Annotated in this window: 16 protein-coding genes; 5 read left to right on the top strand and 11 right to left on the bottom strand. The window is 41.0% G+C overall.

Annotation, left to right across the window (positions count from 1 at the left end; all coding sequences use genetic code 11):
* The first annotated feature begins 4 nt into the window (after positions 1-4).
* Together MUCPA_RS09515 and MUCPA_RS09510 are read left to right on the top strand one after the other, a co-directional pair.
* Positions 5-700, top strand: a complete 696-nt coding sequence (locus MUCPA_RS09515; protein WP_008506021.1) for a CoA transferase subunit A — start codon at positions 5-7, stop codon at positions 698-700.
* Positions 701-984: 284 nt separating this feature from the next.
* Complete coding sequence (locus tag MUCPA_RS09510; protein WP_008506020.1) at positions 985-1,611, top strand: hypothetical protein; 627 nt, start codon at positions 985-987, stop codon at positions 1,609-1,611.
* 207 nt (positions 1,612-1,818) lie between these two features.
* Here MUCPA_RS09510 and MUCPA_RS09505 read toward each other — a convergent pair whose 3' ends face one another.
* From MUCPA_RS09505 to MUCPA_RS09480, 6 genes are all read right to left on the bottom strand, one after another.
* Positions 1,819-2,412: a hypothetical protein gene (locus MUCPA_RS09505; protein WP_008506019.1), complete on the bottom strand. Its 594-nt coding sequence runs from the start codon at positions 2,410-2,412 to the stop codon at positions 1,819-1,821.
* 116 nt (positions 2,413-2,528) lie between these two features.
* A complete protein-coding gene (locus tag MUCPA_RS09500; protein WP_008506018.1) occupies positions 2,529-2,981 on the bottom strand; it encodes a hypothetical protein in 453 nt (150 codons plus the stop codon).
* Between the two features lie 85 nt (positions 2,982-3,066).
* Positions 3,067-4,650 carry a hypothetical protein gene (locus MUCPA_RS09495; RefSeq protein WP_008506017.1) on the bottom strand — a complete coding sequence of 528 codons (1,584 nt, stop codon included), beginning with the start codon at positions 4,648-4,650 and terminating at the stop codon, positions 3,067-3,069.
* A 30-nt stretch (positions 4,651-4,680) separates the two neighbouring features.
* Entirely contained in the window at positions 4,681-6,543 is a 1,863-nt protein-coding gene (locus MUCPA_RS09490) for a glycosyltransferase family 2 protein (protein WP_008506016.1), read from the bottom strand.
* 120 nt (positions 6,544-6,663) lie between these two features.
* Positions 6,664-8,748, bottom strand: coding sequence for a cellulose biosynthesis cyclic di-GMP-binding regulatory protein BcsB (locus tag MUCPA_RS09485; protein ID WP_157543856.1), 2,085 nt, complete (start codon positions 8,746-8,748; stop codon positions 6,664-6,666).
* A gap of 17 nt (positions 8,749-8,765) precedes the next feature.
* A complete protein-coding gene (locus MUCPA_RS09480; RefSeq protein ID WP_008506014.1) occupies positions 8,766-10,112 on the bottom strand; it encodes a sensor histidine kinase in 1,347 nt (448 codons plus the stop codon).
* 143 nt (positions 10,113-10,255) lie between these two features.
* Between MUCPA_RS09480 and MUCPA_RS09475 the strand changes: the two genes are divergently transcribed.
* Both MUCPA_RS09475 and MUCPA_RS09470 read left to right on the top strand, forming a co-directional pair.
* The gene (locus MUCPA_RS09475) at positions 10,256-11,308 is read left to right on the top strand and encodes a glycoside hydrolase family 5 protein (RefSeq protein ID WP_040625811.1); all 1,053 of its coding nucleotides are present in this window, start codon (positions 10,256-10,258) and stop codon (positions 11,306-11,308) included.
* A gap of 58 nt (positions 11,309-11,366) precedes the next feature.
* Positions 11,367-12,350 carry an acyl-ACP desaturase gene (locus MUCPA_RS09470; RefSeq protein ID WP_008506012.1) on the top strand — a complete coding sequence of 328 codons (984 nt, stop codon included), beginning with the start codon at positions 11,367-11,369 and terminating at the stop codon, positions 12,348-12,350.
* A 12-nt stretch (positions 12,351-12,362) separates the two neighbouring features.
* Here MUCPA_RS09470 and MUCPA_RS09465 read toward each other — a convergent pair whose 3' ends face one another.
* From MUCPA_RS09465 to MUCPA_RS09445, 4 genes are all read right to left on the bottom strand, one after another.
* Entirely contained in the window at positions 12,363-13,115 is a 753-nt protein-coding gene (locus MUCPA_RS09465) for a DUF4846 domain-containing protein (protein WP_008506011.1), read from the bottom strand.
* A gap of 483 nt (positions 13,116-13,598) precedes the next feature.
* Positions 13,599-14,324: a M23 family metallopeptidase gene (locus tag MUCPA_RS09455; RefSeq protein WP_008506008.1), complete on the bottom strand. Its 726-nt coding sequence runs from the start codon at positions 14,322-14,324 to the stop codon at positions 13,599-13,601.
* Positions 14,321-16,099: a serine hydrolase domain-containing protein gene (locus tag MUCPA_RS35890; RefSeq protein WP_008506006.1), complete on the bottom strand. Its 1,779-nt coding sequence runs from the start codon at positions 16,097-16,099 to the stop codon at positions 14,321-14,323. Before MUCPA_RS35890 ends, MUCPA_RS09455 begins: the two co-directional genes overlap by 4 nt.
* Positions 16,099-17,313: a DEAD/DEAH box helicase gene (locus tag MUCPA_RS09445; RefSeq protein WP_008506004.1), complete on the bottom strand. Its 1,215-nt coding sequence runs from the start codon at positions 17,311-17,313 to the stop codon at positions 16,099-16,101. Before MUCPA_RS09445 ends, MUCPA_RS35890 begins: the two co-directional genes overlap by 1 nt.
* A 202-nt stretch (positions 17,314-17,515) precedes the next feature.
* Between MUCPA_RS09445 and rfaE2 the strand changes: the two genes are divergently transcribed.
* Positions 17,516-18,025 carry a D-glycero-beta-D-manno-heptose 1-phosphate adenylyltransferase gene (rfaE2, locus tag MUCPA_RS09440; protein ID WP_008506003.1) on the top strand — a complete coding sequence of 170 codons (510 nt, stop codon included), beginning with the start codon at positions 17,516-17,518 and terminating at the stop codon, positions 18,023-18,025.
* Between the two features lie 51 nt (positions 18,026-18,076).
* Here rfaE2 and MUCPA_RS09435 read toward each other — a convergent pair whose 3' ends face one another.
* Complete coding sequence (locus MUCPA_RS09435) at positions 18,077-18,658, bottom strand: pentapeptide repeat-containing protein (RefSeq protein ID WP_040625808.1); 582 nt, start codon at positions 18,656-18,658, stop codon at positions 18,077-18,079.
* Positions 18,659-19,250 lie beyond the last annotated feature (592 nt).

Here is a 19,250-nt window from a genome sequence, read left to right as displayed (position 1 = left end):
AACCATGAACAAAATTGTTTCTTCGGCCGACGAAGCTATACGCGATATTGAGGACGGCATGACCTTAATGTTAGGAGGCTTCGGTTTGTGCGGTTTGCCCGAAAATTGTATAGCCGCCCTGGTAAAAAAAGGAGTGAAGGAGCTTACCTGTATCTCAAATAATGCCGGGGTTGATGATTTTGGCATAGGCCTGATGTTGAAACAACGACAGGTTAAAAAGATGATCTCATCATATGTTGGCGAAAATGCTGAATTTGAACGGCAACTATTGAGTGGTGAACTTGATGTAGAACTTATACCGCAAGGCACGCTGGCTACGCGTTGCATGGCCGCCGGTTATGGCATGCCAGCTATTTTTACCCCGGCCGGTATAGGTACCGAAGTTGCTATTGGCAAAGAAGTGCGTAATTTTAATGGCAAGGATTACCTGATGGAACTTGCCTTTGATGCAGATTTTGCCATTGTAAAAGCGTGGAAGGGAGATACCTTGGGTAACCTCGTTTATAAATCAACCGCTCGCAATTTTAATCCTGTTATGGCTATGGCAGGCAAAATTACCATTGCCGAAGTTGAAGAACTGGTGCCCGCAGGTCAGCTTGATCCCGATCAAATTCATACGCCAGGCATCTATGTCCACAGGATTTTCAGAGGTGTAAATTATGAAAAACGAATTGAACATAGAACGGTAAGAAGCCGGTAGATTGAGTTCTGAGTCTTGAGTTCTGAGCCGGGAGTCTTTGAGGGTAGGGGGCAGGATTTGGTGTTTGTTCCTGTTGAGGAAAATTGTTTCTTCTATGCGCTTAATCGCTTTAATATAATCATTGTGCAAGTAAGTATAACTTAAGACTACGCGGCCAGGCCATCCGACGAAATTTTCACGACTTTTAGTTAGATATTTCGTTTGTGGAAATATTTAAAACAATTAAGAAATAAATTACTTGTGTATAGTATAACAATTAATTTATAAACTTAAGAGAAATAGTCATGATAACGATCAATCAAGAATCCTGGAATGAAAAAGATGGTGAATTAAGTAACCGTGAAAATGATGAAACCCTAATTCACAGCAACCGTGTTGAAAGCGACCGCCCGGAAGGAATTTCTGAGGGTGTATATAATACGGATACCGATGAGGATGATCAAAATCTGAGCGACGATGATGTAAATGGTCGTGATCTGGATACCGATAACTCTGACGAGTGGGATGAGGGGGATGCGAACGATCCCGATTTGGAGGAAGATGATTTAGCCGATAATGACCAGGCTGCAGCCGACTTACATCAGGTTAAGAATGATCAGTTTGGCAGTCTCGCTTCCAGTGTGCAAAATGGCCCAGATCCAAACGAAATACCTGAAGAAGGCGAATCGGGTAATGGTGAATTGGATTATCCTGATGACGGTGGCATGGAGCAGGCGAATGATGATGAAGTTGAATATGAAGAAAACAACGAGGTAGAGCAACCCAGTGAAACCGAAGCTCCGGACACTAAAGCCGCTACCTTAGGTAATCTCGATTCAACATTTACAGACCAGTCGCATGGCAGAACAACTGGCCGGATGATAGACCACGAACCGGGATCTAACGGTGTTGACGGGCCATATAACCTTTAATAAAGAAAAAAATAGTTTGATTGGCCGCTATGGATAGTTAAATATTCATGGCGGTTTTTTGTGCTAATGCCGACAAAAAGGAGATTAATCGTCGTCAATCTTTTTTTATCCAACCACAAACTCAAAGTGCTACGCCATGTATATTTTGAGGGAGCTCTTGAAAGCTTTAATTAATCATCTAATAAACACTACTACCGGGTGTTATCCCTACTTCCAGTCGCTCGCTTTGGGCATACGTGTTAAAATAATTTTTACAGGTTTGCCAACCAGGCGAGTTAATTGTTTTTGCTGATCAGCTAACGACCGGTTTTTTAGAACGGAAATGGCGCCTGGCAAATATTTTTCGAGCGCCTTATGGTTGAGGTGCTTAATTACTTCATTTTTATCAACCTTAACAAAAGGATCAATTGATGCTTCTTTTACTTGTTGCAGTGTGCCCAGATCGAGGCTCACGTACGTTATCTGTAGCGGTGCCTTTACAATAATGGTATCTTTATTACGCTCAATAATGGTATTTACCGAGTCGGCCAGGTTAATGTGAAAGCCGATTTTGCCAAAAACAGTTGTTGATACTGATTCTTTGGTGGTAAACATTTGGAAATAGGTACGTTCCTGGCTTTCCAGGTTACTCATTAAAAAATCCTGTTCCCATATCACCAGTTTGGTTACGCCTCTTAGTTGTTGCAGGCTAAAATTATATTGGCGCTCTTCGGCTGTTTCAATAGCTTTTAAATGTAAAAACCAGGCCACTACAGCCGCAATAATTGCCAGTATTAAAATGTAACGTTTACGAATGTGCATGAAATAAGCTTTTTAATAATAACGCCCGGCAAACCAAATGTTTTATAGCAGAGCTGATAATTGACTTGAAACTGATAATGCCATCATTCAGCTTTGATATAACCCGTAGCAGCCTGTTAAATAACTTCCTTAACAGTATATTTTTTCCCGTTGAGGGTAAACTCATTACCGGCTTTCTGCCCTTTTAGTTTGAGCCCGATTGGCGAAGCTGGCGAAACGGCGAAATAAGTTTCATCGTTTACTACAATACTTCCGGCGCTTATGGCTAAAAAAAAGCGTCCGTCGTTGGTAATTACTACGCTTCCTGCTTCGGCATGGGTAGTAAGGCCGTTAATGCTGATCCGGTTTAAAGCCACCAGCAATTTGTTAGCCTCTGTTAGCTGGGCCATATTGCGGTTAGTTTCCTGTTGCATCATCTCGCGCGATGTTTCATACTTATCACCCGCGCTGCTCTTGGTATCATCATTAGATGCCTGTTGGGCTGATTGGATGGCCTGCCCGGCATTGTTGATCCGGTTTTGTACGAAATTGAGACATTGCTGAAATAACAGCTGTTTTAAATCACTCATAAATAAGGGCAAATATCAGCAAAATTTATGGGGCTGAGCAGCCCATTGTGTATGGCTATCTTTGCTATGGGAGATGAAAACCGGCTTACAAGGGCTTGGGCGCAAAACGGCCGGCACCCAGTTGATACAGAATCCAGTTATCCGATTCATAAACAATCCGCATAGAAAAATCGTTTTTACGAGCCATCAATAGTTTATATTTATGATTTAGCTGCGTATACCCACCAATGGGATTTTGCACAGTGGCAACTAAAACATAGTCGACATATTTATCCGGATTTTCGATGGCGCTTAAAAACGAGGGCTGGTAAGGCAGTGTAACCGAATGCATATCAGAGATATAGGATACAATGGGGTAAGCGTTAGCATCATCCATTAAAACCTGGGAGTTTCTCGGCAGGTTGTTGATAAAGCCGGCCACGTCCTTTGATTCTTCGTAGCCTTCTTCACTCGGGTTATTTCTTTCCAGCGTTAGGATGAAGTTTTTTTCGCTTGCAACAAACGAGTTTTTTAAAAAGTAATACCCGGTATAAATCTGTACAATAACCAGCGCAAATATTAAAACTTTGTAGATGATTTTACGCGAAATGATGTGTCCCTTTAGCATAATCGTTAAAAATGCCAGGATCAGAAATATCAAGTAGTACTGCATCTGCAGAAAAGAATTATCATACTTGATTTTGAAAAACTCCAGCAAGCCAAAGGGTATCATGATGGTTAGCAAGTGTTGTGTATTGCTTCTGAAGAGATAAATACCAAGCAGTATAAGGGGGCAGTACATCAGCACACGCACAGAAGTTAAAAAGCTAATCTCGGGCACCTTATAATTATCCATCACCGGGGTTATAGAGCTTTCCAGTTTATCCACCAAAACGCGCCAGGTTGCATAGGGGCTGTCGGCAAAGTAATTGAAATCGTTGGCGTGCGATTGATTCAATACCTTATAGCAAAAAATACAGATGATAGGTAGTATGAATATGATAACATACATGGCAAATGTTTTATTAGCCAGTTTGCGCCTTAATGATGGGTTATTAAAGCTCATCGATAACCTGAAAATTGATTGCTGCTCGCTTAGGTTAAGGCTTTGCAGGGCAATGGATATGATGAGAGGGATAAAAAACAGGGTGAGCCAGATAAACCGGTAATCGCAAAAAACCAAAACCACCAGCAACATACTGGCCACAGAAATATGAAAGGTAGTATTTGAATAATAAAACCGGAACATATTGTAAAAAAACAAGAAAAAGAAGATCAGCGAAAAGTAAATGCCCTTTCCGGAGCAAGCGGTGTAAATAATGCCGGGATGAAACAGAAATAATACCAGGAGGAGCATAGTTAAATAGTTATCATCACTGCTCTTGATGATAGATACACCCATTATTAAAAAAAGTATCGCCGTGCCAATTGCTGACGCTATAATTGGAGCAAAGGTGTAGCTTATACCTATAAACGGTAATACCCCGTAAAAAGGCAATATGGGTGATGTAAGGCCGATAATTTTTAAACGGTCGCCAGAGCCTTCAAAAATGATACGCGCCTTTTCAATATAAAATAACGATTCGTGGTTATGATAACCGGCGCGATACATATTGATGCCCAGTATCAGGTAGTACACGGCAAGCAGTAGTGCAATCGAAATTAAATAGAGTAACCTGCGTTTTTTCATCAGAACAAATTGTTTTAAATGGTTGCCCCTTTACTTAGTGCCATTATTCACCTTGGTTAAACCGTGGTTGGTTTTTTCCCAATAAAAAGGCTTAACAATTAATTGATATAGTCCCTTATAAGCTGATATTGAATGTAAAATCCAGTAAACGGGATTGGCTAAAGCAAACAGGATAAGTTCGTAATAGCGGCGCTTAAATACGGCCATCATATTGATATAAACCATTAAGATGTTGCCCACCAGTAAATTAAAAATGGCGATAAACAATACCCAGTTTGGAAACAATACCCTGATGAACTTAAAGTCGAATATAACGTAGCACGCAAATATAGACAGGAGCACGGGGTATATTAAAAACGTAGCAGGGGTGGCACCTATAAAAAAGTTAAAGCCTAAAAAACCTCTCAATCCTATTTTTTTATAAAGCTTGATGGGGTTGCGCATATGTACCAGGTACGATTGCATATAACCCTTTATCCAGCGCGACCTCTGTCTTACCCAGTTAAAGGGTTCGTTATTGGCTTCCTCATAAGTAGTGGAGTTTACTATAGATACTTTATACCCTTTGGCATAAGCCCTAACGCCTAAATCCGCGTCTTCGGTTACGTTAAAGGGGTCCCAGCCACCTAACTCTACCAGCTTGTTTAATTTAAAATGGTTACTGGTGCCACCAAGCGGTATGGGTATGTTCAATGTATCTAAACCGGGCAACATATAATCAAACCAGTAAGAGTACTCTAAGGTAAACATACGGGTCAAAAAGTTTTCGTTTCGATTAAAGTAATTGAGGGCACTTTGGATGCAGATGTACTCTTCCGGGAGTTTATCAAACAGGATAATTACTTTTTTTAACTGGTCGATATCCGGGATATCCTCGGCATCGTAAATGGTGAGGTATTTACCCCTTGCAAAGTGTAAGCCATAATTACAAGCTTTGGGCTTGGTTTTAGGCATATGGAACGGAACTACAGTTACATCAAATATTGCCGGGAAATTAAGATCCTTTACAGCATTTAACGTTTTTGCATCATCCTCTTCTATCAATAGTTTGATATCCAGCTTCTCGCGCGGATAATCTAAGCTCTGTAAGTTCCAGATTAATTTTTTTATAAGTTTATCTTCTTTATAAACCGGGAGCAGAATGGTATATACCGGTAATTCGTCGTCTACCACATTTCTCACTTCTTCTTTAGTAACGGCTTGATGCAATTCAAAGCGGGAGCCGGTTAATGCTAAAAACAGTTTAAATACAATGCTTACTAAAAAAATGGTACTCACCAGGATATTTAAAACAATAGCAGTAGTAACAAACCTTAAAAAAAGGAAACTTACAACTATTGCGATAGCGCCAAACAAAGCATACAGCTGTTTGGGCGAAAAGGTAATTACCGCCGAATTTGCCGGGTCGCTTTTCATTAACTCAAAAACCGAGGCTTTGAGGTAGGCTTCGCCCAGCAGTTTATGGCTCATCCAGGTAATATCCAGATCAGAAGCCAAAACGATTTCGGGCTCTAAGCCATAAGTTTCGTAAACAAAGTTGATAAATTCATGATCGGTTGGATCGGCCATCAGCGTTACAACCTTGTCGTTTTCAATTCGCAGCGGCAAAGCCAGCACATTACTGATGTGCTTTAAATCAAGTAATGCAATGATATCGGTATCAATAGGCTCTTGCCGTACATCTTCGTGGAAAACATAGCCGAAATTGGTTAATGAGCGTTCGTAGTTTTTTCGCGAAATGTAACCGAAAGTCAGTAATATCTTAATCAATGATATTCCAGATTTTTTGGAAAATAGATGTACCTTTTCCATATCAGCGGCCGTTATAAACTGGTCGTTAATCAGGATCTCGTAAACCGGGACAGTATCATTTATTAAATTGGATTCTGACATTCTTTAAATCAGATAGATTATAATCATCTTACTTTATATGTACCGGGAAGGTGATGTCCTTGCGGAACTGAAACCCGCCTTCCCGGCTTTATTGCAAACGTTGGCCGTGTTTAGCGTATGTTAGTCGTTAAATGATTCCTGCGACTTTTGTACCCTCGAACGTACATACAGGAATGATATCAGGATCAATACCAGTATCACTAATAGGATATATAAGTTATAGGATTCCCAAAACAGGGCAAATGATCCTTTGGCATCTGTATATTCAAGGTTGTCACTATCTTTACTGATGTTGAAAAGGTATTTATTAAACTCGTCGGAAATACAAATATTACTCGACAAGGTTGACAGTTGGTCGGTAATGGATCTTGCTGCCGATAAAAAGGCTTTATCCATGTTGCGGCCTGTGCCAGTAATAATTAAAGTTCCGTTATTACCCCTGCCGTAAAATATCTGCGCAAGGCCGTTTGATACGGTATCATTCAATTCGTATACGATCCTGTTGTTTTCGGTGTTATACAGCCTGAATCTTTGGTTAAACTTGATGGGCGCGTCCGGAAACTCGTCCATAATAGGGTCGTTTTTTTCAAGGAGGGCAATAATGTTGTTTTTCTTCAATACTGATTTGTCGTATTGGTCTGAATAGAAAAAGTCGGGGAAGTTATCAGCATGCAAATTATTATTCAGTTCATAAATAATTTCGCCTATGGTGGCCGCAGTATTCGGTGCTGTCCTTCTGCTTAATATAATTGTTGTTTTGCCAGTGTTAAATGCTTCCGGATATTGGTAAAAACTTAAATTATTAGCAATAAAAGGTATTTTAGTTTGCAGGTATGATTTACTGATGTTAATCTCGGCAAAGTAATTGGTAAAGCTGTTTTGACAATTACCGTTACCGGGGTAAAACCTGAATTCGGTTTCAAGAGTATTGAATTTCTGCAGCTCGTAGCGGTTAATCAGTGCGGAGGTATTTAACTTTCCGGATTGGTCTAACTTTTCGCTGCTAATTAATATCCCGTTAAGGTAAATATTAAAAAAACCGCGATCATTTAAATTCAGGTTGGCGTAGTTACCAACAATTTTAATTTCTATCTCCTTAGGCGTAAATGCAAAATCGCTGTTTTTAAAACTGTAGCTGTTTTTTAAAGATCCTACACCGGTAAGAAAGGAGGTAAGGCCGCCCATATCTTTTAAAGTAAGCCTCGATCTGCTTTCGTCGATGGTTTTTACACCAACGTTTTCGGCCTTGTTGATGATCAGGTAATCGCCATAACTGGAGTTTAAAACATTGCTGTTGGCCAGGGTGGTAATGGTATTATTATAACCTGCATCGCCATTGCCTGTTACAAATAAAATTTCGGATGGTACAGGCTTTATCGATACTGTTTTAACAAATATGGGGTTGCTGTTTCGGTTTGATACCTCTCTTACGGCCGTATCCGGTAACTGTTCTACCGTTTTGCGCAAATAGAGCAGGCCTTGCCCTTCTTCGGGGCTAAATTTCAATAGTTGTTTTTTGGCTTCGGGGATGCTTGCCCAGTTACCAACAATTACATAATTTCTTAAACTATCCGGAACATGGTCTGATGGATATACCTGGATTTGTTTGATCTGAGTCTTTTTTAACCTGGCGTAAACCCAGCCTACTGCTTTCAGGTCCATCAAGGTTGGGTTAGCAGGGTATACTATGGCTCTTTTAGTATCAAAGCAGTTTGAAATGTTAACGTTATTAAAAAAGTTACTGGTTGTTTTAATCAGCGATAAATATGATGTCCCTTTTACCTTCACCCACATCGCTGGGTTATCTATATCTTTACACTTATCATCGGATATGTTGAGCAGGGTACGGATTTGTACCTTTAAAAATTTATGATCTTCGGTTAAGCTATTCTTAGTCAGGTTGATGGTATACCGCATAATCGAATCGCCAGATAAGTGGGTACTATAAACTGGTTTATCGCCTATTAAAATGTTTAAATACGACTGCGACTTTACCAAAACCTGAGACGGCTCGATCAATAATACCAGCTTGCTGCCTTCAATTTGTACCGTAGGATCTATTTTAATGAAATAAGCAGACGAGCCACTTACGCCGGCGATTACATCGTCATCGAATCCTAAAGATTTAAACGAAACTACGGATTGCCCGTTAACACCCTTGGCAAAAAAGATGAGCAATAAAACGAAGGTTAAAAATTTATTCATGTTGATTTTAATAGTCATTAGCTTATTACATTAAATTCTACCCGGAAGTAGTTACCGTTTTCATCACTGCGGTATTGCAGGTCGCCCCCCATGTCTATCGTCATTAATTTAGCTATTGATAAGCCAAGGCCCAGTCTGCTTTCAAATGTTTTGGATGTATCGTTCAGCGTTCTTAATTTATTAAACATGGCATCCAGTTCTTCCTGGCCAATGGCTATCCCCCTATCTATAATTTCAAAAACAAATTTTTGATGTTGCAAGGTGGTTACAATCTTAATTTTATTATTGGTTTGCGAAAACTTGATGGCGTTTGACAGTAAGTTCTGAAATACCTGACCTGTAAAAACTTTATCAAGCCGTACATTTAAAGGTAGCCTTAAAATATTATCAATCAGCTGTATATTTTTCATCTGGGCAGTTTCAATTAAACCTTTTACCACATGATTAACCTCTGCGTTAATGTCAAATATTTCCAGGTTATACTTGATCTCGGGCGACTCAATTTCTTTGACGTCCATCAGCTTGCTCAGCATATATTGCATCTTCTCGGCAGACTGGCCAATAAAATCGGCAAATTCGCGCTGATCCGAACTCAAACGGAAATCTTCTTCCTTGATCATGTTGTTGCTTACGATGATCGAGCCGATTAAATTTTTTAAATCATGGCCAACAATATTGATAAAGCTGTTTTTTTGTTCGTCCATTTTTCTTAGTCGATCGTATTGCTCGTCAATTATGTTGTTTTTTTGAGTAATATCGCGATATTGCTGCTTGAGTTGCTCGTTAGATTTTTCGATCAGGATGTGTGATCGTGCTTCACGTTCAAGTACCTTATATCTGGCATTAGGTATAAGACAGGATATGATGGATATGATAATAAAAAATTGGCCACCGTTTGTTACAAATATGTCTACCCTGTATTCATTGAGCGCCTTAAAAAAAATACCAAGCAAAATCAAGGAAAGCAAAGCCTGTATCACCGAGTTTAATGGCTCCCAAAATACCTGCACGTTAAAAAATAAAACAATTGCAGCGTAAGTTAAAAAGTAAATGTTCAATTGGTCCATCGTTACCAGGGTGCACGATATGGAACAAATGATAGATATGGAGAAAAAGGCGATATGAAGTAATATGCGGTAATTGTAATTGTTGCGCTGAAACAAGTTGTATAACATGTATAAAGACATGATCACAATGATCCGCGCAATCAGAAATTGTATCCAAACATTATTCAGATAAATAAAATCAAGAACACTAAAGAGCGGGAAAATAAATATAATTGTCCAAATGATGTTATTGGTAAGGTACCACGCCTTTTTGGATGTTTCTTTGGATAACTCGTCTTTATCTATCTGGACAAACATTAAATATATTAGTTAATTGAGTTAAAAAATTAAACTGTTTTAAAAATACAAAAATAACGATGATAGCTGTAGGAACTTATCGGTATAATTGGGTAGTAATTATCTCCTGCTTATTTCAGTTATCATGCATCCCCATGCATATAATGGCAAAAACTAAACCAACAACAGTGCCGGCAGATGTTTTATTGTTCAAAAAAGCTCAGAGTTTAGGCCCGGGCATTAACCTGTCGTGGTTGGAGCAAACCTGGGATAGCCATATTTTGCAAGATACGAGCATAACCGAGCACGATTTTAAACTGTTAAAAACCCTGGGTTTTAAATCAATCAGGTTGCCGGTGGCATTTACCCATTTTGAGCGTAACAATGTGCCGCTTGATAGTGTGTTGCTGCGTATAAACAAGGTGCTGGCTTTATGTAAGAAGTATGGTTTTAACCTGGTTATAGACTACCATTACGGTAATTTAACAAATGAGAATTACCAAGCTGAAACCCTTAAAATAACGGATTTTTGGCAAAAAATGGCTAAAATATATATCAAAGAACGTGCAGACCGCTTGTTTTTTGAGATTTATAATGAACCAACCGTGGACGATGCGATTTGGAAAGATGCTGCTTACAATATTGTAACCGGTATACGCAAAATTGATAAAAAGAGAACTTTGTTGGTAGGTGCTTCAAACTATAACAGCATTTACGAGTTGAGCCGCTTTGTACGCCTGGCTGATGAGAACATTATATATTGTTTCCATTTTTACGAACCCTTCTTTTTTACTCATCAGGGTGCATTGTGGGTGGGAGACCAGGTAGCTACAACTGGGGTGAGTTTTCCATATAATGAGGAAAAGTTTCCTGCACTAAACCCCCGCGCTAAAAATACCTGGGGCGAAACAAATTATTATAAATATCGTAATGATGGTAACGAAGCATCACTTATGGATAAACTAAAAGGCTATGTAAAGCCCTGGGCTGATCGATATAAAGTGCCGGTGGTTTGTACCGAATATGGTGTTTATAATAAATATGCCGATCAATATAGCCGCTGCAGGTATATAAAAGCAATGCGCACTACGCTTAAAGCTTTAAACATACCAGGCATGCTTTGGGAGTACAATAGCAATTTTTCTATTTTTGACGGAAAGCCGTCATTAGATAACTTGCCAGATTGTATGCGCGATGCTATAGGCTATACTAATTAAAACCATTATAAATAGTATGAAATTGGGTTTAATGATTAACTTTGTTCATTAATATAACATGATGAATTTTTTGGTAGAGCAGCGTAGAGAAGTAATGCGACACATCGAGAAGTATATGCTTGAGAAGATGTTCGACTTTTTAAAGCCCATTGACGATATATGGCAACCATCTGATTTTTTGCCTGATTCCACAAAAGATACTTTTTTTTCGGACGTTAGGGATCTGCGCGAAAACGCCAGTGGCCTGTCTTATGATTTGCTTGCAGTTTTAATTGGCGATACCATTACAGAAGAGGCTTTGCCTACTTATGAATCATGGTTAATGATGGTTGACGCTGTATCAAAAGACGAAGAAGGCGGATGGATGAAGTGGACGCGCCATTGGACTGCCGAAGAAAACCGTCATGGCGATCTGCTTAATAAATATCTTTATTTAACCGGCCGTGTTGATATGCGCAAAATGGAAATATCAACCCAGTACTTAATAGCCGATGGTTTTGATATCGGTACAGGAGCTGATCCCTACCGTAACTTTATTTACACCTCATTCCAGGAACTGGCTACCAATGTGAGCCACCGCCGGGTAGCGAGCCTTGCAAAAAAGGATGGCGACACCTTACTGTCAAGAATGTGTGGAGTAATAGCTGCCGACGAGGCGCGCCATGCCAAAGCGTACAAACATTTTATTAGTAAGATATTTGAAGTTGACGCCAACGAAGCTATGCTGGCTTTTGAGGATATGATGCGTAAAAAAATTGTAATGCCCGCACACTTTTTACGTGAGCTGGGTACCAAAATAGGCCAAACATTTGGCCATTTTACTGATGCCGCACAACGCCTTGGGGTATATACCGCTGTTGATTACGTTGATATTTTGAAGGAACTGATTGAAGACTGGCATATTGAAAGCGCCACCGACTTAACCGAATCTGGAGAAAAGGCACGTGATTATATTGTTAAATTACCCGAACGTTTGCTACGTGTTGCCGAAAGAATGAAAAATCCGGGATTGGATTATAAATTTAGCTGGATAGCAGTATAGTACGGTTTAGCTTTAGTCAAATTTTCTTAAATAACGTATATCAATTAATTCGCCGTAAGGTATACTAACAGGTTTATCCAAACTAAACCATGCTGTTTCGTATTTTAGAATCTGGATATCCTGCGCGGGCATATAGCTTTGCGCCAGCATAAATATCTTATGATGTGCGCTGTTTTCGGCAACGTTCATCACAATAAAACAGTGCCCCGGCGATCCGCCATGGATAAATACATCGCCGGCCTTTAAATCCTTTTCGGTATTTACTTTCTGAAGTTCTTTTTCTAAAGAGAGCGTTCCGCCGTAAGAAAAAACCAGGTTCATGTACCGTAAAAAATTAGGATAGCTATAGTCCTTTTTTCCTGATAAAACCCACCTGTCGTTTTTATACCTGTACCCATTGGCATAATGAACAAAATCGCATTTAAAACCGCTGGTAAATTTAAACGAGATAGCGCTATAGTTGTTTTGATGGTACAAGTATTCGCCTCTAAGGCGCATTACCGCATCGGCGCATTGCTGTAAATCCTGCTTCCCTAAACTCAAATCAATTACAGCCGCGGTATAGGCATTGGTAGCGGCTATTGTTCCCCGGTAGGTTTTGGTGGGTGTACCGGCAGGTTTAAGCGGAAGCCCTTGCAGATAAGCGGCAAAGCTACCTGGTTGAGCGGCTACACTTTGATAACCGGCCGGCGTTGTAAACCGGCTGATAATGTTATCGGGTGCCGGGTTGAGCAGGAGCAATAATGTTAATAGCAGGGCTTTCATATAGTTAAAGATAGTTTTATTAAAACAAAAGAAAGAACGGTATTAGGGCCTATGATTATCGATGTTCTATATTTTCATAGTAATAGATCCGTCCAGTCGAAAAAAATAGCGATGACGTTTTGAACCTCCGTGATCTCCCTGGAGCACCGGCAAAGTGCGCAGAGGCCAGACTGCACGCCGGGCCGGGAGCTGGCCTGTGGGCGGAAGGATCGGGCAGTCTTGACGTTATTCACCTGTTGTTTGTTTTTTTCGGTGTTCATGAGCTCCCTTCGGTCGGTATTGGTTACTTTTGTGTCAAGACAAATTGCGTTAGCAATCATTCACACCAAAAACAAACAACAGGTGAATAACGTAACAGCCCTTCACGCGGCGACTGAGCGTGCCGATGTTCTAAATTAAGAATACTGATGATTAACGCAATAATACACGTATTGACAATCAATTATTGACAAAATAAAAATTGTAGGCCCACAAAAACAACGTTTACCTTTTATAAGTTTTAACTAAATCGGCATAACAATTATAGGCAACCGGCAAATTATCTATTAAATGATAAGCCGAAAAATGCAGATGAGTTGGCGACCTTTTTTTATAGGCGTTATATCCTGTACGCCCCATCTCAGCTATTTTATCGCCTTTTTTAACCACATCACCCGGTGTAACAAAAAGCTCACGGTTATGCGCGTAATAGGTTAATATATTTTGCCTTGGGTGATAGATCCAGATGTATCTTCCGCCGCGCAGGGTACTGTTGATTTCCCATTCGTTACTACAGGCTATGACCACGCCATCGGCAACGGCCAAAATATTAACCGGCTGATGGGTTTTATCATCTATACAATCCTGGTTGCGGTCGGTAATAAACAGATCATGCGCAGGGTGAGCCAGGTGTTTATTGCCATCAAAATAAGTATAGCTTCTGTCAGCATATCCATTTCCGGCAATTCCGCCGGCTGCCCTGTAATTATATCCCTGCACCGGGAAAACCCATTCGTTGGTATCATTTATTTGGTTGCTATGGGCTTTCAGCGCTATCATCAGGTTTTGAAATTGTGTTTTGGCTTCCGGCTTCTTGATTTTACCATCGCGGATGGCGGTATTGAGTTGGTTAAACCTGATACAATCAGCTTTAAGCTCGTTGTTTTGTGCGGCAACGGTTGTGCAACTTAAGCAAAAAAGTATAAAAATGTAAATGGTGTTGCTGCTCATTTGGGTAAAGCTTTTTCCAAGGCGGCCATTAATTCCAATCCTAACGAGTCGCCAGTGGTAGCATTATTGGTTAACAGTACCACTACCATGTTTCTTTTTAAGTTAACGCATATGGCGGTGCGATATCCGCCTGTGCCGCCTGTATGCTGTATCACCGGGTCCTTATCATCCTTTAAATAATGCCAGCCCAAGCCTACTCTGTTAATACCATCATCAAAAGTAGGCTGGTGCGTTAGTTTTAGGATGGGCAACAGCGGGTTGTTAAGTAGTTGAAATTGCTTTTTGCCATATTGCAATAAATCGAAAGCAGTAGATTTAATGGCACCCGCCGCTTGGGTGGCGTTTTGTATCCATAAAGCCGCCGGGTTGTTGGCCATATCGTACCCTTGTGCCAGGCGTTTTGTATCGGTTGCAGTTAAATCTATTTTAGTTTCACGTAGTAACAAAGGTTGCGTAATATATAATTTTACAAGCTCTGCGTATGGTTTATGGTAAATTTTCTCCAGTATAACCCCGAGCAAGCCTGCGCCCAAGTTGCTATATTCGTACTTAACGCCTACGCCGCGGGTGGCTTTATAGCTTTTAAGGTAAGCAAGCAGGTGCGGCACATCGTAGTTTTCGTACGGTTGCCTCAGGTTGGTTATGGTGGCATCAATATTATCGGGCATCCTGGGCAGGCCCGAAGTATGGTTAGCCAACTGCTTGAGCGTGATCAGTTTGATATATGGGTTAGCTGCTACAGAATCGGGTAAAAATTTGGTGATGCGCGTATCTAAAGTAACCAGGCCTTGTGTTACGGCTTTTGCCAGCAATGTAGCGGTAAACGTTTTGGTGATAGAGCCAATCTCGTATAAAGTATGCCGGTCGGGGAGTTGATGATTGCCGCTGGCGGTTTCGCCGTAATTGTAATAATGATCCAGGCCCTTGTAATATACAGCTGCGCTTAAGCCTACATTACCCTTGGTTTGAATGTAATGTGATAGCCAGTGGTTAACCAGGCTGTCTAATTTGGAATGTAAGTGATTGTCGGTAGCGGCTTTAATGCTTTTTTTTGCATCCTCGTGATAGGCCTGTATAGCCAGGGTTGCAAATTTTCCGGTTTCATCCAAACCAATAATAAGCTGTAGTTGGTCGAGCTTGTATTTATTAACGCCATTTAGGCTACCTACAAATACAGGCTTCTGTAAAGGTAATAAAGGATAAAGTTGCTTTTCGGTAATATCGTGCCAGGTAGGCAGGTCTATCTTGCTTTTGAAAGCTTCTCCGGCAAGTACATAAGCGCTGTCGGCTTGTTTAGCATTTAAAAAAGACAGAACCTTCATGGCAATCAGGTCGGTTTGCTTCTCATCTTCCGACATGTTTGCCGGTTTTATTTCGTCCTGATAAGATACAAAGTTAAAATCGGCTATTTTGTTATGGTCGTCCAGGCTGATATTCAATTGCAGGGCCATTTTGCCTTCCAGCTTATAATGGTTTACCGGGGCATCGCTACCTTTAAAAATAACATCTTTAAACGGAAGTAATGCGGCCAGTTGATTCTGGTTGAATGCTTTCCATTGCTCAAGCGTCATCAACTTCTGAAATGCTTCGCCGGTTAAAGCGTAAGCACTATCAGTTTGATGCTGGTTAATTAGCCTGATGCATTTGCGGGCTATGATATCAGTATTAATTTCAGCGGCTGTATTGGGGGCCTGCGCATGGGCAAACGTTATGGCAAAGGCTAATATAACCGTTGCCAGTACAGTGTACCATTTGATCCGCAAGCCCCTGCGCATTATTTTTTTCGCTTAAAGTTTTTCTTTTTCTTGTAGCCCCCGCCTCCGCTACCACCGCCACTTCCAACAGGTTTAAAAACCGGCGGTTCGCCCAATTCGGCAGGTAGTTCGCTTACTTTAATCTCCCGGCCTATTAACGATTCTATGTTGATCAGCTTGCGTTGGTCGCGTTCGTTTACAAAGGTAATGGCAGTTCCGGTTGTTGCCGCGCGGGCTGTACGTCCTATCCGGTGGATATAATCTTCCGGGTCACCTGGTACATCGTAGTTAATCACCAGGTCAATGCCTTCTACATCTATACCGCGTGAAAGTACATCGGTGCCTATCAATACCTGTAGCTTCCGGTTTTTAAATTGCAGTAAAATTTCTTCGCGTTCGGCTTGTTTCAGGTCGGAGTGAAAAGCTTCAACCTTAACTTTTAGTTTACCCAACACTTTGTAAACCTCTTTTACTTTTTCTTTGGTTGAAGCAAAGATGATTACGCTGGTATAAGCCGCGTCTTTCAGCAGCATTTCGGTTAAAGCGGTTTTCTGGTTATCGTAAACCTTATAGATCTGCTGATCAATACCTACAGCAGGTTGAGACAGCGCAATATTGATTTGCTGCGGATTATTCAGAATAGAGCCAGCCAGTTTGCGGATGCGCCCCGGCATGGTGGCCGAGAATAATAACGTTTGCCTTTTTTTTGGCAAAAAGCTAATAATGCGCATAATATCATCCATAAAGCCCATATCCAGCATCCGGTCGGCCTCATCTAAAATCAAGTGCTGCAGGTCGTCCAGTTTTAAAACGCCCGATGCCAGGTGCGCCAAAAACCTTCCGGGTGTTGCAATCAATATATTGGCATGGTGTTGTATAGCCTTGCGCTGCTGCTCATAAACGCTGCCATCGCCGCCGCCAAATATGGCTACCGAGGTTACGCCCGTAAAATAGGCAAGCCCCTGTATCTGCTGGTCTATCTGCTGGGCCAGTTCGCGGGTGGGCGCCAATATCAGGGTATTGATTTTGGGCTTGGTTTTGCGGCTGATATGATCTAATACCGGCAGTAAATAGGCTGCCGTTTTCCCCGTTCCTGTTTGCGCGCAGGCTATCAAATCGTGTCCTTCTAAGATGATCGGAATGGCCATTCCCTGGATGGGCGTAGGCGTGGTGTATCCCATACTTTGGATACCTTCGAACAATGGTTCGTTAAAATTAAAATCCTGAAATGTCAATGTTTATCTTCTAAATGTGCAAGATAGGTATTTTTTGTTGGATGTGGATTAAAGAAGAAATTACAAAAGGGAATTTGCATTTTGCTATACAGACAACTGCTGCAGAAATTACTCGTATAAAACCGCTCTCATCCTTTTTTGATCGTTCCATGAAGATACATTCGGCAGATATGTTTAAAATTGTAGTTTAAATAAAGTAAGTATGATGCCTTCGCCAGAACAACTGATTAAACAAAAACTATTGGATACAGCCGCGATTCAATTGCAGGTGGAATATTGGAAAGCCGGTGGCGAGAAAATTGTTTTTACAAATGGTTGTTTTGATTTGGTGCACCTTGGCCACATTACTTACTTGGCGGAAGCTGCCGCCCTGGGGACTAAAACGATCGTCGCCATTAACTCTGATGCTTCGGTTAAGCGCCTGAAAGGCACAAACCGGCCTATTAACGACGAGTATAGCCGCGCCATGATGCTGGCTTCTTTCTTTTTTATCGACGCCATTATTGTGTTTGATGAGGATACGCCCTTGCTTACCATACAGCAAATTATGCCACACGTTTTGGTAAAGGGCGGCGATTATACCATCCCCCAAATAGTGGGTGCGCCCGAGGTGATAGCCAACGGTGGCGCAGTTGAGGTATTGGATTTTGTTCCAGGGTATTCGTCAACAAGTATCATTAACAGGATTCGGAATGGCGCTGAGGCTGGGTAATGCTGTTTGGTATGGAGTTCTGAGTTAATTTGCAATCGCGTTCTGCTGCTTTTACTCCACAACAATACCATATTTAGCTAATAAGCCAACCAGGCCGTGGCTGGAAAATCTTGCTTTGCGCAGCTGATTCTTTTCCGGATCGATGGTGAAGTTAAACGCCGTGCTTAGGTTGGCACCGGTTAGGATGGTGCGCTCAAACTCGGCCAACAGTAAATCGCAATTCTGAAAAACCGAATCGCTAAGGTCGGCCTCGGTTAAATCGATGCTTTTCATGGAGCAATTGATAAACCGGGCTTTTTTATTTTTCTTTTTATGAAACGAGGAATAATCCAGGATGCAATCTTCAAAGTTGGCGCTAAACAAAAAGTCTTTACAATGGCTCAGGTTAACGCCAGTTAACTTACAGCCTTTAAATGTAACGTTTTTAAGGCCCGTATTGTTAAATTTAGCCATGCTGAAATTGCAGCTCTCAAAGGCGGTATCGATAAAATCGCTCCCCGAAAAATTAACGTTCGAAAAATCACAGCTTTTTAAGGTGCAGTTTTCAAACACGGCTTCAACATGTGCCTGATGCGGAAATCTGGTTTTCTCAAATAACTGATCGGTATAAAACAGAGGGCCTTTTGCAGACATAGCAGGTAGTATTTTGGAGCTGCAAATTAAATATAATTTATGCGATATTGATTTTGGAAAGTTCCGGACATTGACAAAAATAATAGGCGAAATGGTGTTGTATTGTTTGCTATAAACAGATAGCTTCATGAGGTATAGGCTTATCTTATAATGGTGTCTTTTTTAATTTATTGATTATCAGCATGTAATTTTCTTCGGAAATCATCACGTATTAGTCTGTGAGTTTCAAATGTCATCCCTATTTTTTTCCGGCTGGCCGGATCCTTACTCAGTATAACACTCTCTTTTTTAGTGCGCGTAAGTTGTCATCCTGAGTATCCCACCGGGCCTCACCCCGGAAAAAACAGGGATGACATTTGAAAGCAGATGAATTTGTCTGATGCAGATACAAACGTGCGCAAAAGCCCCGACTGCACGCCGGGCCGGGAGCTGGCCTCGCGGGCTGAAGGATCGGGCAGTCTTGACTTTTTGGTTACTTTTGTGTCAAGTGGCTGTTGCACAACTCAGAAACAAACTTCAAAATATGAATTTTTGCGGATAGACTGGCTGAGATTTTAATATTCAACAGTTATCCAGAACTTATTCGCCAATA

It is taken from the genome of Mucilaginibacter paludis DSM 18603 (assembly GCF_000166195.2).
GTDB lineage: Bacteria > Bacteroidota > Bacteroidia > Sphingobacteriales > Sphingobacteriaceae > Mucilaginibacter > Mucilaginibacter paludis.
Note: the sequence above shows the minus strand (reverse complement) of the source record. Positions and strands in the feature narration are given on the sequence as shown.

What these genes read in the sequence shown, in the direction of transcription:
- MUCPA_RS09490 (WP_008506016.1), bottom strand. Translation starts at nt 6,543, where the DNA reads ATGTCAGAATCCAATTTAATAAATGATACTGTCCCGGTTTACGAGATC.
- MUCPA_RS09495 (WP_008506017.1), bottom strand. Translation starts at nt 4,650, where the DNA reads ATGAAAAAACGCAGGTTACTCTATTTAATTTCGATTGCACTACTGCTT.
- MUCPA_RS09465 (WP_008506011.1), bottom strand. Translation starts at nt 13,115, where the DNA reads ATGAAAGCCCTGCTATTAACATTATTGCTCCTGCTCAACCCGGCACCC.
- MUCPA_RS09500 (WP_008506018.1), bottom strand. Translation starts at nt 2,981, where the DNA reads ATGAGTGATTTAAAACAGCTGTTATTTCAGCAATGTCTCAATTTCGTA.
- MUCPA_RS09435 (WP_040625808.1), bottom strand. Translation starts at nt 18,658, where the DNA reads ATGTCTGCAAAAGGCCCTCTGTTTTATACCGATCAGTTATTTGAGAAA.
- MUCPA_RS09475 (WP_040625811.1), top strand. Translation starts at nt 10,256, where the DNA reads ATGGCAAAAACTAAACCAACAACAGTGCCGGCAGATGTTTTATTGTTC.
- MUCPA_RS09455 (WP_008506008.1), bottom strand. Translation starts at nt 14,324, where the DNA reads ATGAGCAGCAACACCATTTACATTTTTATACTTTTTTGCTTAAGTTGC.
- MUCPA_RS09510 (WP_008506020.1), top strand. Translation starts at nt 985, where the DNA reads ATGATAACGATCAATCAAGAATCCTGGAATGAAAAAGATGGTGAATTA.
- rfaE2 (WP_008506003.1), top strand. Translation starts at nt 17,516, where the DNA reads ATGATGCCTTCGCCAGAACAACTGATTAAACAAAAACTATTGGATACA.
- MUCPA_RS09470 (WP_008506012.1), top strand. Translation starts at nt 11,367, where the DNA reads ATGATGAATTTTTTGGTAGAGCAGCGTAGAGAAGTAATGCGACACATC.
- MUCPA_RS09485 (WP_157543856.1), bottom strand. Translation starts at nt 8,748, where the DNA reads ATGAATAAATTTTTAACCTTCGTTTTATTGCTCATCTTTTTTGCCAAG.
- MUCPA_RS09515 (WP_008506021.1), top strand. Translation starts at nt 5, where the DNA reads ATGAACAAAATTGTTTCTTCGGCCGACGAAGCTATACGCGATATTGAG.
- MUCPA_RS09480 (WP_008506014.1), bottom strand. Translation starts at nt 10,112, where the DNA reads ATGTTTGTCCAGATAGATAAAGACGAGTTATCCAAAGAAACATCCAAA.
- MUCPA_RS09505 (WP_008506019.1), bottom strand. Translation starts at nt 2,412, where the DNA reads ATGCACATTCGTAAACGTTACATTTTAATACTGGCAATTATTGCGGCT.
- MUCPA_RS35890 (WP_008506006.1), bottom strand. Translation starts at nt 16,099, where the DNA reads ATGCGCAGGGGCTTGCGGATCAAATGGTACACTGTACTGGCAACGGTT.